General features: G+C 67.6%; 13 protein-coding genes. 11 read left to right on the forward strand and 2 right to left on the reverse strand.

What is annotated here, in order from left to right:
* Positions 1 to 63: 63 nt before the first annotated feature.
* From frr to O8I58_RS05095, 11 genes are all read left to right on the forward strand, one after another.
* Entirely contained in the window at positions 64 to 621 is a 558-nt protein-coding gene (frr, locus tag O8I58_RS05045; protein WP_298321197.1) for a ribosome recycling factor, read from the forward strand.
* 27 nt (positions 622 to 648) lie between these two features.
* Entirely contained in the window at positions 649 to 1,395 is a 747-nt protein-coding gene (gene uppS / locus O8I58_RS05050; RefSeq protein WP_298321199.1) for a polyprenyl diphosphate synthase, read from the forward strand.
* Complete coding sequence (locus O8I58_RS05055) at positions 1,392 to 2,246, forward strand: phosphatidate cytidylyltransferase (protein WP_298321201.1); 855 nt, start codon at positions 1,392 to 1,394, stop codon at positions 2,244 to 2,246. The genes uppS and O8I58_RS05055 overlap by 4 nt, the downstream gene beginning before the upstream one ends.
* Positions 2,247 to 2,249: 3 nt before the next feature.
* Entirely contained in the window at positions 2,250 to 3,458 is a 1,209-nt protein-coding gene (locus tag O8I58_RS05060; RefSeq protein WP_298321204.1) for a 1-deoxy-D-xylulose-5-phosphate reductoisomerase, read from the forward strand.
* The gene (rseP, locus tag O8I58_RS05065) at positions 3,455 to 4,813 is read left to right on the forward strand and encodes an RIP metalloprotease RseP (protein ID WP_298321206.1); all 1,359 of its coding nucleotides are present in this window, start codon (positions 3,455 to 3,457) and stop codon (positions 4,811 to 4,813) included. Before O8I58_RS05060 ends, rseP begins: the two co-directional genes overlap by 4 nt.
* Positions 4,814 to 4,902: 89 nt before the next feature.
* Entirely contained in the window at positions 4,903 to 7,398 is a 2,496-nt protein-coding gene (bamA, locus tag O8I58_RS05070) for an outer membrane protein assembly factor BamA (RefSeq protein WP_298321210.1), read from the forward strand.
* Between the two features lie 86 nt (positions 7,399 to 7,484).
* Positions 7,485 to 8,504, forward strand: coding sequence for a UDP-3-O-(3-hydroxymyristoyl)glucosamine N-acyltransferase (gene lpxD / locus O8I58_RS05075; RefSeq protein WP_298321212.1), 1,020 nt, complete (start codon positions 7,485 to 7,487; stop codon positions 8,502 to 8,504).
* 14 nt (positions 8,505 to 8,518) lie between these two features.
* Entirely contained in the window at positions 8,519 to 8,980 is a 462-nt protein-coding gene (gene fabZ / locus O8I58_RS05080; protein ID WP_298321214.1) for a 3-hydroxyacyl-ACP dehydratase FabZ, read from the forward strand.
* Between the two features lie 3 nt (positions 8,981 to 8,983).
* Complete coding sequence (lpxA, locus tag O8I58_RS05085) at positions 8,984 to 9,769, forward strand: acyl-ACP--UDP-N-acetylglucosamine O-acyltransferase (protein WP_298321216.1); 786 nt, start codon at positions 8,984 to 8,986, stop codon at positions 9,767 to 9,769.
* Positions 9,770 to 9,787: 18 nt separating this feature from the next.
* Positions 9,788 to 11,008 carry a lipid-A-disaccharide synthase gene (gene lpxB, locus O8I58_RS05090; RefSeq protein WP_345781325.1) on the forward strand — a complete coding sequence of 407 codons (1,221 nt, stop codon included), beginning with the start codon at positions 9,788 to 9,790 and terminating at the stop codon, positions 11,006 to 11,008.
* Positions 11,005 to 11,625: a ribonuclease HII gene (locus O8I58_RS05095; RefSeq protein ID WP_298321218.1), complete on the forward strand. Its 621-nt coding sequence runs from the start codon at positions 11,005 to 11,007 to the stop codon at positions 11,623 to 11,625. Before lpxB ends, O8I58_RS05095 begins: the two co-directional genes overlap by 4 nt.
* An 83-nt stretch (positions 11,626 to 11,708) precedes the next feature.
* Here the strand turns inward: O8I58_RS05095 and O8I58_RS05100 are convergent, their stop codons facing one another.
* Both O8I58_RS05100 and O8I58_RS05105 read right to left on the reverse strand, forming a co-directional pair.
* Positions 11,709 to 12,047: a hypothetical protein gene (locus O8I58_RS05100; RefSeq protein WP_298321220.1), complete on the reverse strand. Its 339-nt coding sequence runs from the start codon at positions 12,045 to 12,047 to the stop codon at positions 11,709 to 11,711.
* A gap of 1 nt (position 12,048) precedes the next feature.
* Entirely contained in the window at positions 12,049 to 14,298 is a 2,250-nt protein-coding gene (locus tag O8I58_RS05105) for a tetratricopeptide repeat protein (protein WP_298321221.1), read from the reverse strand.
* Positions 14,299 to 14,374: the final 76 nt, after the last annotated feature.

Here is a 14,374-nt window from a genome sequence, read left to right on the forward strand (position 1 = left end):
CGAATCCGACCGGCACTAGCTTTCGCCTATAATCCCCGGTTTGACGAATCTCGGGACCCAGCGATGCTGAACGACATCAAGAAAGACGCGCAGGCGCGCATGAACAAGAGCATCGAGTCGCTGCGTCACGACCTGACCAAGCTGCGCACCGGCCGCGCGACCACCGCGCTGGTCGATCACCTGAAGGTCAACTACTACGGTTCGGACATGCCGCTGACCCAGGTGGCCTCGGTCGTGGTGAGCGACGCACGCTCGCTGACCATCACCCCATGGGAAAAGCAGATGGTCTCGGCGGTGGAGAAGGCGATCCTGGGTTCGGACCTGGGCCTGACCCCGAACACCGCCGGCACCGTCATCCGCATCAACATCCCGGCCCTGACCGAGGAACGCCGCAAGGACCTGTCCAAGGTCGTCCACTCCAACGGCGAAGACTCCAAGGTAGCGATCCGCAACATCCGCCGCGACGCCAACCAGCAGGTCAAGGATCTGCTCAAGGAAAAGGCGATCACCGAGGACGACGAGCGCGGGAGCGCCGACGAGATCCAGAAGATCACCGACAAAGCGATCAAGGATGTCGATGAGGTGGTCAAGGCGAAGGAACAGGAACTGATGGCGGTCTGAGCGGGTCACACCACCTTCGTGACCGCCATGCCTCCCAACCTGCCCCCTGTCCCGCGCCACCTGGCCATCATCATGGATGGCAATGGGCGCTGGGCCGAACGCCGTCGTCGCCCGCGCATGATCGGCCACCGTGCCGGCGCGCGCGCAGTGAACCTGTGCATCGATTTCTGCCTGGATCGCGGCGTTCAGGCACTGACCCTGTTCGCCTTCTCCAGTGAAAACTGGGGTCGCCCAGCCGAGGAAGTCGGCGCGTTGATGAAGCTGTTCATGGGCGCACTGGAACGCGAGGTGGACGAGCTGCACCGCCGCGGCGTGCGGGTGCGCTTCATCGGCCAGCGTGATCGCTTTGCCCCAGGCATCGTCCAGCGCATGGATGCCGCCGAAGCGCTGACCATCGCCAACACGCAACTGACCCTGGTCATCGCCGCCAGCTACGGCGGCCGCCAGGACATGGCGCTGGCGGCGCGTGCGCTGGCCGAGGAAGTGGCCGCCGGCCGGCTCAAGCCCGAAGACATCGACGAGGCCCGCCTCGGCGCGCAGGTGGCCCTGGCCGACCTGCCGCCACCGGACCTGTTCATCCGCACCGGCGGCGACCACCGCATCAGCAATTTCCTGCTGTGGCAGCTGGCTTACACCGAGCTGTGGTTCACCGAAACCTTGTGGCCCGACCTGGATGCCACGGTCCTGCAAGCTGCGCTGGACGACTTCGCCATGCGCGAACGCCGCTTCGGCCTCACCGGGGCCCAGGTGGCCGCGCACGGAACCACCCCATGACCCGTACCCGCGTCCTCGCCGCCCTGGTGATGGCCCCGCTGGCCATCCTGGCCATCCTGTTCCTGCCCACGCCGTGGATGGCCGCACTGGCCGCGGCCACGTTCCTGGTCGGGCTGTGGGAGTGGCTGAAGCTGGCCGAGATCGACGACACCTTGTCGCGCACCGTGCTGCTGCTGCTCAACCTGGCGCTGATGGTGGTGCTGACCTGGGCCAGCCGATCCAGTAGCGGATTTTCGCCGGTGCTGTTCCAGATCGTGTCGCTGGTGGGCGCGATCTGGTGGCTGGCGGCGCTGCTGTGGCTGCGCTTCTACACCTTCGCCTCGGATCACCAGACCTGGGCACGGCTGTTCAAGCTGGCTGCTGGCACCCTGGCCATCGTTCCAGCCTGGTGCGCGCTGTGCCTGATCCATTCGGGCAATTTCGCCAACCTCGGCAGCCTGCAGGAACACCTGTGGCTGCTGACCGCACTGGCCATCGTCTGGGCCGCCGACAGCGGCGCCTATTTCGCCGGCCGCGCGTTCGGCAAGCGCAAGCTCGCCCCGCGGATCAGCCCCAACAAGACCATCGAAGGCCTGTTCGGCGGCCTGGTGGCCGGCGTGATCGTCGGCCTGCTCGGCGGCTGGCTGGCGGGCGTTGAAGCTGGCCAGGTGGCGGCACTGGCCGTGGCCAGCGTGGCCACGGTGCTGATCTCGGTGGTCGGCGACCTGTTCGAGAGCCTGCTCAAGCGCCACGTGGGCGCCAAGGACTCGGGCCATGTGATTCCCGGCCACGGCGGCGTGCTGGACCGCATCGACGGCGTGGTCGCCGCGCTGCCGGTGTTCCTGATCGGCCGCGAGTTGCTGGGCTTCTAGACCATGCAGACCGCTTCGCACACCAGACGCACCGTCGCCGTCCTGGGCGCCACCGGCTCGATCGGCACCTCGACCTTGGACGTCATCGCCCGCCATCCCGACACCATGCGCGCCAGCGTGCTGGCGGCCGGCAGCAATGTCGATGCACTGGTCGCGCTATGCCGCAGCCACCGCCCCGAGCATGCCGTCATCGCCGATGACAGTCGCTTCGCCGAGCTGCGCGACGCACTGGCCGCCGCCGGCCTGGACACCCAGGCGCACGCGGGCAGCGATGCGCTCGACGCGCTGGTCGCCAGCGACGCCTGCGACACAGTGGTCGCCGCCATCGTCGGCGCAGCGGGACTCTCATCGACCCTGGCCGCAGCGCATGCCGGCAAACGCCTGTTGCTGGCCAACAAGGAGTCGCTGGTCCTGGCCGGCGCATTGCTGATCGCCGCCGCGGAAGCCTCCGGCGCACAGATCATCCCGATCGACAGCGAGCACAACGCGGTCTTCCAGTGCCTGGGCTCGCGCGAAGCCGGCGCCCAGGTCCGCAGGATCGTGCTGACCGCCTCGGGCGGGCCGTTCCGCGGACGCAGCCGCGCCTCGCTGGAGACGGTGACCGTCGCCCAGGCCGTGGCCCACCCCAAGTGGTCGATGGGCCCCAAGATTTCGGTCGATTCGGCCACGCTGATGAACAAGGGCCTGGAGCTGATCGAGGCCGCGCACCTGTTCAATGTCGGCCGCGACCGCCTGGATGTCCTGGTCCACCCGCAGAGCCTGGTGCATTCGCTGGTGGAGTTCATCGACGGTTCCACCCTGGCCCAGTTGGGTTTGCCGGACATGCGCACCGCGCTGTCGATCGGCCTGGGCTGGCCGCAGCGGATCGAATCCGGCGTTGCCGGACTGGACCTGCTCCGCCACGGCACCCTGGAATTCGAAGCCCCTGACATGGACGCTTTTCCCTGCCTGCGGCTGGCCTGGAGCGCACTGGAAGCCGGTGGCGCCGCCCCGGCCGTCCTGAACGCAGCCAATGAATCCGCTGTTTCAGCCTTTCTTCAGGGCAAAATCGGTTTCCTAGCGATCCCTGCATTGGTCGAGGATGCCCTCGCCGCCCATGCCCACGCCCCGGCCGACAGCCTGGACGCGCTGCTGGCGGCCGATGGCCTCGCACGGCAATTCAGCCAGGGCTGGATCCATCGCACCACCACAGGCCAAGCCCGTTCCGCATGAGTGAAATCGCAGGCTCCATCTGGTGGATGATCGTCGCGCTCGGCGTGCTGGTCACCTTCCATGAGTACGGCCACTACTGGGTCGCGCGCCGTTGCGGCGTGGGCGTGCTGCGTTTTTCCGTGGGCTTCGGCAAACCGATCTGGTCGCGCCGCAACAAGCACGGGACCGAGTTCGCCATCGCCCCGATTCCGCTCGGTGGTTACGTGAAGATGCTGGACGAGCGCGAAGCCGATGTTCCGGCCGAACGCCTGGGCGAAGCCTTCAACCGCAAACCAGTCCTGCAGCGCATCGCGGTGGTCGCCGCCGGCCCGATCGCCAATCTGATCCTGTGCGTGGCCCTGCTGTGGGCCATGTTCGTGATCGGCAAGGAAGATTTCGCCCCCATCGTGGGGCGTGTCGACGGCGTCGCCCAGCAGTCCGGCCTGCGCCCCGGCGACCGGATCCTGGCGTTGGACGGCCGTAGCATCGCCACCGCGACCGAAGCCACCATGGCCCTGATTGGCGCGGCCATGGATGACCGGGACGTCCAGGCCCAGATCGAAGATGCCGCCGGCAACCAGATCGAACGACGCGTGCTGACCTCGCACCTGCCCGCTGGCTTCGACCAACAGAACGTCACCGGCGACCTCGGCCTGCGCTGGCAGTTCGCGGTAGAACCGGCCGAAGTCCGCGAGGTCGCGCCCGGCTCGCCCGCCGCCGGCGCCCTGCAGGCCGGCGACCTGATCACCGCCATCGACGGCGAAGCCGTGGATGCGGCCGATGCGCTGCGACCGATGGTCCAGCGCCTGGGCGCACGCGGCGGCGAAGTCATGGTCGAAGTCGAACGCGAAGGCAGCCGCCTGGCGCTGCCGCTGCAGCCGCAGCGTATGACCGACCCCAACACACACGCCCAATTCTGGGGATTGGGCATCGCCCTGGGCCGCAGCACGCCGCCGGCCTACGATGCGCTGCAGCGCTACGGCCCACTGGCCGCAATCCCGGTCGCGGTGCGCCAGACCGGACAATTGGCGTCCGATTCGCTGGGCATGATCCGGCGCATGGTCACCGGCCACGCTTCCCTTCAGAACGTGTCAGGCCCGGTCACGATTGCCAAGGTCGCCAATGCCTCGGCCGAGCGTGGACTGACCTGGTTCCTGCAGTTCCTCGCACTGCTGTCGCTGAGCCTGGCCATCGTGAACCTGCTGCCAATCCCGGTCTTGGACGGCGGACACCTGCTGTATTACCTTATCGAGTTGGTCAAGGGCAGCCCGCTAAGCGAGCGGGCCATGGCCGCTGGTCAGTTCGCTGGCCTGGCCATCCTGGCCGGCCTGATGGGGCTGGCGCTTTACAACGACATCCTGCGCCCGGTGATCTGATGCTCTCCACTGCTCCACTTTTGGCCGCCATCCGGCGGCCCACCCCCTGCGGGGGTCTTTCCGAAACCAGTTCTCCGACGGATGTGATGATGACGCGACTCCCGACCCGCCGCCTGCTTGCCCTCGCCCTGGCCTCTGCCATCGCGACTCCGGCCTGGGCCCAGTCGACCGACCTGAGCGCACCGGCCTTCGGGACGCCGCAACAGCAGCAGTCCGCCTCGCCTGCCGCGTTCGGCATGCAACTCCCTGCGGCATCGCCTTCGGATTTCGTCGTCAGCGACATCCGCGTCGATGGCGTGCAGCGCATCTCCAGCGGCACGGTACTGACCTACTTGCCGATCGAACGCGGTGACACGGTCACCCAGGCCAAGATCGGCGATGCGATCCGCGCGCTCTACCACACCAGCTTCTTCGAGGACGTCCAGCTCTCGCGCCAGGGCACGATCCTGGTGGTCACGCTGAAGGAGCGCCCGGCGATCAACAAGCTGACGCTGACCGGCAACAAGGACATCAAGACCGAAGACCTGACCAAGGGCCTGAGCGACATCGGCCTGTCCGAAGGCGGCACCTTCGACCGCCTGGCCCTGGACCGGGTCACCCAGGAACTGGTGCGCCAGTACAACAACCGCGGCAAGTACAACGTGCAGATCACCCCGACGGTGAGCCCGCTGGACCGCAACCGCGTGGACGTCACCATCTCGGTCAAGGAAGGCAAGGCGGCCAAGATCCGCCACATCAACCTGGTCGGCACCGAGAAGTTCGCGAACGAGGACATCACCGCCGGCTGGGAATCGCAGGAGCACAACTGGCTGTCCTGGTACCGCCGCGACGATCAGTACTCCAAGGAAAAGCTCTCCGGCGACATCGAGAAGCTCAATTCCTGGTACCTGGACCGTGGCTACGTCGATTTCAGCCTGGATTCGACCCAGGTGGCGATCAGCCCGGACAAGAAGGACATGTTCCTGACCGGCGGCGTGACCGAAGGCGAGCAGTACACCGTCTCCGACGTGAAGGTCAGCGGTGACACCATCCTGCCGCAGGATCGCGTGGAAAAGATGGTGCTGGTGCGCAAGGGCCAGATCTTCTCCCGCCGCCTGCTGGAGATCACCTCCGACTCGATCACCGCGACCCTGGCCAACGTTGGCTATGCCTTCGCCCAGGTCAATCCGATCCCGACGGTGGACCGCGAAAAGCGCACCGTGGCCATCAACATGCAGGTCGTTCCCGGCCCGCGCGTCAACGTGCGCCGGATCGAGTTCAAGGGCAACGCCCGCACCGGCGATGAAGTGCTGCGCCGCGAAATGCGCCAGTTCGAAGGCGCCTGGTATTCGCAGGCCGCGATCGACCGTTCCAAGGTCCGCCTGCAGCGCCTGGGTTACTTCGAATCCGTGGACGTGACCACCCAGCCGGTGCCGGGCACGCGCGACCAGGTCGACGTGATCTACACCGTCAAGGAAACCACCTCGGGCAGCTTCACCTTCGGCCTGGGCTACTCGCAGCTGGGCGGCGTCACCACCTCGGTGCAGCTGTCGCAGAACAACTTCCTGGGCGGCGGCAACCGCGTGGCGGTCGAGGCTTCGCGCAGCTACTACACCGATCGCTATTCGTTCTCCTTCACCAATCCCTACTTCACCGACGACGGCGTATCGCTGGGCTACAACCTGTCCTACAGCAACACCGACTATTCGGACTACAACACCGCTTACTACGACACACGCAACATCGCCGCGCAGGCGATCCTGGGAATCCCGCTGAGCGAAAGCGACAGCGTGTCGCTGATGTTCGGCATCGACTCGACCCAGGTCAGCACCTACGACGGCTATACCCCGCAGGCGATCATCGACTACGTCAAGGCACTAGGCAGCCGCACCTTCCACGCCTGGCGTTCGCAGATCGGCTGGGCCCGCGATACCCGCAACGACTATTTCATGCCGACCCGCGGCATCTACCAGCGCATCTCGGCGGAAGTCACCCTGCCCGGCTCCACGGTGGAGTACTACAAGCTCAACTACGAATTCTCCAAATACTGGTCGTTGAGCCCGGCCTTCGTGCTGCGTACCGGTGCCGAACTGGGCTACGGCGATAGCTACGGCAAGGACACCACGCGCACGATCTGCACCGTGTCCGACACCAACCTGGCGGCCACCGACTGCAGCAACGCGGGCGCGGTCGCAACGACCTACACCGCCAGCGGCCTGCCGTTCTACGAGAACTTCTACGCCGGCGGCGTGCGCTCGGTGCGTGGTTTCGAGGACAACACCCTGGGTCCGCGCTCGGAAGCCACCGCGTACTACAGCGACGGCCAGCCGCTGGGTGGTTCGCTCAAGACCATCGGCCAGCTCGAACTGATCTTCCCGAAGCTGTTCGACTCCAACGCCGCGCGCATCTCGGCCTTCGTCGACGTGGGCAATGTCTACAACGGCTACAGCGAGTTCCACGCCAACGACCTGCGCGCCTCCACGGGCGTGGCGCTGTTGTGGCGCGCGCCGGTCGGCCCGATCTCGATCAGCTATGCCATCCCGCTGAAGACCCAGACCGGCGACGAGATCGAACGCCTGCAGTTCACCTTCGGCGGATCGTTCTAGGTTTCCGCGCCCGCACTGGCATGACCAAGGCCCGGCTTGTCCGGGCCTTCGTTTGTGCGATGCGGGCTCAGGGTAAAATGCCGCGCATGAGCACACTCCCCCATACCGCTGGCGACCTGGCCCAGCGTTTCGGCCTGGAACTGCATGGCGATGCCGCCGCCACCGTGACCGGTGCGGCGACCTTGGCCGCTGCACAGCGCGGGCAGCTGGCATTCCTGGCCAATCCGCGCTATGCGGACCTGCTGGCGACCACCCAGGCATCGATCGTGATCGTCAGCGCCGACCATGTGGAAGGCGTGCGCGGCACCGCGCTGGTCGCCAAGGACCCGCACGTGGCCTTCGCCAAGGTGTCCGAGCTGTTCGAATCCACATTCACGCGTCCGGCCGGCATCCATCCCAGCGCGGTGATCCATCCCAGTGCGCAGATCGCTGCCAGCGCCAGCATCGGAGCGCACGTCTGCGTCGGTGAAGGCAGCAGCATCGGCGAGCGCTGCGTGATCGGCCCGGGCTGCGTCATCGGCGAACACTGCAGCGTCGGCGACGACTGCGAACTGGTCGCCCGCGTCACCTTGGTCCTGCGTGTCCGCCTGGGTCGCAACGTACGCATCCATCCGGGCGCCGTGCTGGGCGCGCAGGGGTTCGGCATGGCCATGGAACACGGCCGCTGGCTCAACGTGCCGCAACTGGGCGGCGTGGTGGTCGGTGAAGACTGCGAGATCGGCGCCAACACCTGCATCGACCGCGGCGCACTGGAAGACACCGTGCTGGAAGAGGATGTCCGCCTGGACAACCAGATCCAGATCGCCCACAACGTCCATGTTGGTGCACATACCGCCATGGCCGCGCAGGTGGGCATCGCAGGGAGTGCGAAGATCGGCCGCTATTGCATGCTGGCCGGCAAGGTGGGCGTGTCAGGCCACCTGGAAATCTGCGACAAGGTCACCATCCTGGCCATGTCGATGGTCGCCGGCCCGGTCACCGAGCCTGGCGTCTACGCCTCATCCCTTCCCATCACCGACGTCCGCACCTGGCGCAAGAACGCAGCGCGTTTCCGCCAGCTGGACGCGCTCGCCCGGCGCATCCCCGCCGCCAGCAAGGACTCTTAAGAACCACCATGGTCATGAACCTAGAACTGCCTCTCGACATCGAAACTATCCAGCAGCTGCTGCCACACCGCTATCCGTTCCTGCTTGTGGACCGGGTGACCGAGTTTGAGCCAGGCAAACGCCTGCTGGCCTACAAGAACGTCTCTTTCAACGAGCCGTTCTTCAATGGCCATTTCCCCGAGCGCAAGGTCATGCCGGGCGTGTTGATCATCGAGGCACTGGCGCAGGCCGGCGGACTGATCACCCAGATCGGCTACGGTGAGGAAGCCAAGAACAAGCTGTTCTACCTGGTCAAGGTGGATAACGTGAAGTTCAGTTGCCCGGTGGTGCCTGGCGACCGCCTGGAGCTGGAGGCCAAGGTCAAGCGCACGATCCGCAATATGGCCCTTTATGAATGCGTGGCGCGCGTGGACGGCAAGCAGGTCGCCTGTGCCGAGATGCTGTGCGCCGAAGTCGACAAGGCCAAGGAGGAGTAACCGATGACCGATACGCTGATCCACCCCTCGGCCGTCATCGACCCTGGCGCGAAACTGGGCACTGGCGTGCAGGTTGGCGCGTTCACGTTGATCGGCGCCGATGTCGAAATCGGCGACGGCACCATCATCGGCCCGCACTGTTCGGTCACCGGCCCGACCCGGATCGGCCGTGACAACCATTTCGTCGGCCATGTCGCCGTCGGTGGCCAGCCGCAGGACAAGAAGTTCGCTGGCGAACGCACCGAACTGGTGATCGGCGACCGCAACGTGTTCCGCGAATTCGTCACGCTCAACCGCGGCACGGTCACCGGCAACAGCGTCACCCGCATCGGCGACGACAACTGGCTGCTGGCCTACACGCACGTGGCGCACGACTGCATCGTCGGCAACCACTGCGTGTTCTCCAACAACACCACGCTGGCCGGCCACGTCACCATCGGCGACTGGGTGATCTTCAGCGGCTTTTCCGGCGCGCATCAGTTCTGCCGCGTCGGTGACCACGCCTTCATCGGCATGGGCGCGCTGCTGGGCGGCGACGTCACGCCCTTCACCATGGTCGCCGCCGACGAACACGGCCGGCCGCGCGGCATCAACAGCGAAGGCCTGAAGCGCCGCGGTTTCGATGCCGAGCGCATCTCGGCGATCAAGCGCGCTTACCGCACGCTGTACGTGGCCGGGCTGCCGCTGGCCGAGGCCCAGCAGCAGCTGTCCGAGCAGGCGCAGGGCAGCGAGGACGTCAAGGCGATGCTGGATTTCATCACCAGCGGCGAGCGTCGCCTGCTGCGCTGAAGCGCTCGCAAGCACGCCATGCACACCGTCAACACCCCAGCCGCGCGGACGCCGGCCGGACCCACTACCAGTACCGCCGGCACACGCCGACTGCGGTTTGCGCTGGTCGCGGGCGAGGCGTCGGGCGATGCGCTCGGCGCGGATCTGATCGCACAGCTCAAGCAGCGCCATCCCGATGCACAGTTCGCCGGCATCGGCGGCGACAGCATGCGCGCGGCGGGCCTGGACAGCTGGTTCGATGCCAGCGAACTGGCGGTGATGGGCCTGGCCGAGGTGCTGCGCCACCTGCCGCGCCTGCTCAAGCTCCGCAAGTCGCTGCGCCAACGGGTGCTCGACTGGCAGCCGGACGTCTTCATCGGCATCGATGCACCGGACTTCAACCTGGCGGTGGAACGCTGGCTGAAAACCCGCGGCCTGCGCACCGTGCATTACGTCAGCCCCTCGGTCTGGGCCTGGCGCGAAAAACGTGCGCAGAAGATCGGCCGCAGCGCCGACCTGGTGCTATGCCTGTTCCCGATGGAGCCGCAGATCTACGCACGCCACGGCATCGACGCGCGCTATGTCGGCCATCCGATGGCCGATGCGCTGCCGCTGGCACCGGACCGCGCCGCCGCGCGCACCACGCTCGGCCTCAATCCGAAGACGCCGGTGCTGGCGGTGCTGCCCGGCAGTCGCCTGGGCGAAATCAATCGCCTGGCCGTGGACTTCATCGAAGCCGCGCGCCTTGTCGCCGAACAGGTGCCGCACCTGCAGGTCGTCATTCCAGCCGCCAATGCCGACTGTCGCGCTGCGTTGGAGCCGTTGCTGGCCGCCTCACCGTTCCCATCGCCGCGCCCGCGCCTGCTCACCGGCCTGGCCCGCGAGGCGATGGTCGCCAGTGACGTGGTGCTGCTGGCCTCGGGCACCGCCACGCTGGAAGCGATGCTGGCCAAGCGGCCGATGGTCGTTGGCTACAAGGTCGCGCCGCTGTCGGCATGGATCGCACGCGCGCTCGGCCTGCTGAAGGTCAAGCGCTTCGCCCTGCCCAACGTGCTGGCCGGCGAAGACCTGGCACCGGAGCTGATGCAGGAAGACTGCACACCGCAGGCCCTGTCCGCCGCGTTGCTGCACTGGCTACGTGACCCGGAAGCCGTCACGGCGCTGCAACCGCAGTACCTGAAGTTGCACGAACAGTTGCGCCAGGATGCCTCCGCACGCGCCGCCGATGCGATCGACGCGCTGCTGTCCACCACACCATGAGCGCCATCGCCCCCGCCTTGCTCGTCGCCGGCGTCGATGAAGCGGGCCGCGGACCACTCGCCGGCCCGCTGACCGTGGCCGCGGTGGTGTTCGATCCGGCGCGTCCGCGGATCAACGGACTGGATGATTCCAAGCAGCTCAACGAAGCCAAGCGCGAACTGCTCTACGACCGCATCGTCGAGCGGGCGCTGGCCTGGCATGTGGTGGTGATTGAGGTGGCCGAGATCGACCGGCTCAACATCTTCCAGGCCACGATGCTCGGCATGCGCATGGCGGTGGAAGCGGTCGCGCACGTGGCCGGCGTGGCCCATATCGACGGCAACAAGGTCCCGCCCGGCCTGCCCTGCCCTGGCCATGCATTGATCGGTGGCGATGGCCTGGACCGCGCGATCATGGCCGCTTCGATCCTGGCCAAGGTCACCCGCGACCGGATGATGCTGGACCTGCACGCGCAGCATCCCGAATACGACTTCGCCCGCCACAAGGGCTACGGCACACCCGCCCACCTGGCCGCGCTGCGCCTGCATGGCCCCTGCGTACACCACCGGCACAGCTTCGCGCCGGTCCGGGCGGCCGCGCGTGGCGAGCGCGAAGTAACGCAGCCGGCCCTGCTTTAGCCAGGCGCGCCGGGCGCCGGGAGACTGCTTGCTCCTGCTCGACGCCGCTGGCCCACGAAACGCACCACGGCCGCGGCAACCGGCTAATTCCCGCCTGTCCGCACCGGCCGGCCCGGGCCGACCACGATGGCAGCGCTGGGCGGGCGCGACAGTTCGGCACTGATGGTCAGCACCTGGTCCTGGCCGATCCGCCGGATCAGCAGCATCTCCTCGATCTTCGGCCTGGGGCCGGACCCAACCCTCGGCGCCGAGGCGATCGTGACCCGCAGGTCGAGGACGCGTCCTTCGCCCAGCGGAACCTGGAAGCCCTGCTCGATGGCCGGGTCTTCGGACGTGCCGGCCTTCGGCCTGGTCGTGCCCGCGGGGACTTTGCGGGCGGTTGTCCCGGCGCTTGTGCCGGCATGCTTGCGAGCGGTAGCCATCTCATTCTCCTGGCGTGGGTGGTGTGTTGCGGTCGGTGGAAAGGGATTGCGGCGCCTGAGTGGGCGCGATGGCGATGGCCGGGCGCAGGGCCGCGTTGCCGCTGATCCGTTGTTCGACGATGCCCGCGGCCCGGGCCGCGGCGATGCGCCGGGCGGCCTGCCCGGGATCGCCCAGGGCTACCAGGGTCTGGGCGTTGTACAGCGCGACCTCGCCAGGCTCGCTGCCCAGCGCCTCGGCACGGGCCATCAATTGCCGCGCCAGTGCCGGTTGCCCCAGGTTGGCCTGATACCAGGCCAGCGCCGCCAGCACCTTGGCGTCGTCGGCCTTGATTTCGACGTAGCGCTGGGCCCGCTCGGCCGCCTGGGCGAAGGCCTGCTTCGCCTGGCGTGTGCTGGCCGGGTCAGCCAGTTCAGCCTGGGCCAGGTTGCCCCAGGTGACGTAGTCCGACGGATCCATCTGCACGGCGCGCCGCTGCAGCTCCACCGCTTCGGCGTACCGCCCGGACAGGTACTTGATCTCGCCCAGGTTGGTCAGCGCGACATAGCCCGGCTCGATCGCCAGCGACCGGACCAGTGCGCGCTCGGCGTCCTGGACCTGGCCCGCGGTCAGGTAGACGCCTCCCAGGTAGCTCCACAACAGCGCGTTGTCCGGCTGTAGCGCCACCGCCTTGCGATAGGACGCGATGGCCGCGGGCAGGTCCGAGGCCAGGAACTGCCGGTAGCCGATCTGGGCGTGGATGCTGCCATCGCCGGGGCGCAGCGCCAGCGCCCGGTCGAAGTAGTCCATCGCCAGCGCAGTGCGCCCCTGGTCGGCATGCATGATCGCGATGCCGGTGTACGCCGCGGCCCGGCTGGAAGGATCGGATTCGGCCTTGAGGTAGTACTCCACCGCCTTCCCCTCGTCGCCCTGGGCCTGGTGCAACTCGGCCAGGGCCAGGTTGACTTCGCTCATGCCCGGATCCATCGCCCGGGCCTGCTCGCAGCTGGTGCGGGCACGGACCAGCGCGGTGGCATCGCGACGGTTGACGAAGTCGGCGACCTGGGCGCGGCAGATCCCGGCCTGGGCGCGCGAGAAATCCCGGTCGGCGGCCAGGGCCTGGCTGAACAGCGCTACTGCATTCGCGGAGCCGGCCTGCGGGTCCGGCCGCGACAACTGCTCCAGGCCGCGCAGATAGGCATCGAAGGCGACCACGTCGCGGGTCGGTTCCAGCCGCCTGGCGATGGCTTCGCGTCGCTGCGGGAACGCGCCGGTCAGCGCGCGGACCACTTCATTGGCGATTTCGACCTGGGTGTCGAACACGCCGGCCAGTTCGCGGTCGTAGCCGTGGCTCCACAGCGTGTAGCCGGTCGCGCAGTCGAATAGGCGGGCGTTGATCCGCACGCGCCGGCCTTCACGTCGGACGCTGACGTCCAACACCGTGGAAACCGCCAGCAGCGCGCCCAGCGCCTTCACATCGCCCCGCTGCGCGGCCACCGCCGCCGGCGAAACCGGTGCGGCGACCGTCAACCCCTTCACGCCGGCCAGCGCGTCCTGCATCTCCAGCGCCAGGCCCTCGGTGAAGTAGTCGTTGTCGCGGCCCCCACCCAGGTTGGCGAACGGCATCACGGCGATGGACGGATCGCGCGGCGGCGTGGTGCGATGCTCCCGCCACCACCATGCACCCGCCGCGAGCACCACCAGCACGGCAGCCAGCGCTGGCCAGCGCCAGCGGGACGCACCACGCCACCGGTTTCCGGCAGCCGACCCGACTACAGCCGGGTGCGGCTCGATCGCCTCTCCATCGACTGCGACTGCCGCCGCCAGGCCTGCCGGCGCATCGGCCGCCGTGTCCTGCGGTGGCATGGGTGGGAGCGCGTCGCCATCCGCCGCGGCCGGCAGCCGGCTGTCCTGCTGCGGTTCGCCGACGACAAGCTCGCCGATGAAGCGATAGCCCAACGCATGCTGGGTCTGGATGAAGCGCGGATGCTGGGCCTGGTCGTCCAGGACGGTGCGCAGCTGGGCGATGGCCCGGGTCAGCACGCCCGGGGTGACGTGCCGGTGCCCCCAGACCTGGTCCAGCAGCTGGTCACGCGGCACCAGCGCATCGGCCTGGCGGAGCAGTTCCAACAGCACGGCGAAGGCCTTGGGTTCGAGCAGTTGCAGCTGTCCGCCACGCACCAGAGTGTGGGCCGAGGCATCCACCACCACGTCGGCGAAGCGGTAGCGCTCGCCCGGGTGCGTGCCCGTGCTGGTGACCTCGGACGATCCCATCGGCACTTCCTCACGATTCCCTCATGGACCTGCGCGAAGGCAGGCACAAGGCTCGTCCGTCCCTCATGACGGCCCG

Source organism: Pseudoxanthomonas sp. (assembly GCF_027498035.1).
Taxonomy (GTDB): Bacteria; Pseudomonadota; Gammaproteobacteria; order Xanthomonadales; family Xanthomonadaceae; genus Pseudoxanthomonas_A.

Bases quoted from the DNA above. Each gene is read 5' to 3' on its own strand.
- frr (WP_298321197.1), top strand. From the start codon at position 64: ATGCTGAACGACATCAAGAAAGACGCGCAGGCGCGCATGAACAAGAGC.
- uppS (WP_298321199.1), top strand. From the start codon at position 649: ATGCCTCCCAACCTGCCCCCTGTCCCGCGCCACCTGGCCATCATCATG.
- O8I58_RS05055 (WP_298321201.1), top strand. From the start codon at position 1,392: ATGACCCGTACCCGCGTCCTCGCCGCCCTGGTGATGGCCCCGCTGGCC.
- O8I58_RS05060 (WP_298321204.1), top strand. From the start codon at position 2,250: ATGCAGACCGCTTCGCACACCAGACGCACCGTCGCCGTCCTGGGCGCC.
- rseP (WP_298321206.1), top strand. From the start codon at position 3,455: ATGAGTGAAATCGCAGGCTCCATCTGGTGGATGATCGTCGCGCTCGGC.
- bamA (WP_298321210.1), top strand. From the start codon at position 4,903: ATGACGCGACTCCCGACCCGCCGCCTGCTTGCCCTCGCCCTGGCCTCT.
- lpxD (WP_298321212.1), top strand. From the start codon at position 7,485: ATGAGCACACTCCCCCATACCGCTGGCGACCTGGCCCAGCGTTTCGGC.
- fabZ (WP_298321214.1), top strand. From the start codon at position 8,519: ATGAACCTAGAACTGCCTCTCGACATCGAAACTATCCAGCAGCTGCTG.
- lpxA (WP_298321216.1), top strand. From the start codon at position 8,984: ATGACCGATACGCTGATCCACCCCTCGGCCGTCATCGACCCTGGCGCG.
- lpxB (WP_345781325.1), top strand. From the start codon at position 9,788: ATGCACACCGTCAACACCCCAGCCGCGCGGACGCCGGCCGGACCCACT.
- O8I58_RS05095 (WP_298321218.1), top strand. From the start codon at position 11,005: ATGAGCGCCATCGCCCCCGCCTTGCTCGTCGCCGGCGTCGATGAAGCG.
- O8I58_RS05100 (WP_298321220.1), bottom strand. From the start codon at position 12,047: ATGGCTACCGCTCGCAAGCATGCCGGCACAAGCGCCGGGACAACCGCC.
- O8I58_RS05105 (WP_298321221.1), bottom strand. From the start codon at position 14,298: ATGGGATCGTCCGAGGTCACCAGCACGGGCACGCACCCGGGCGAGCGC.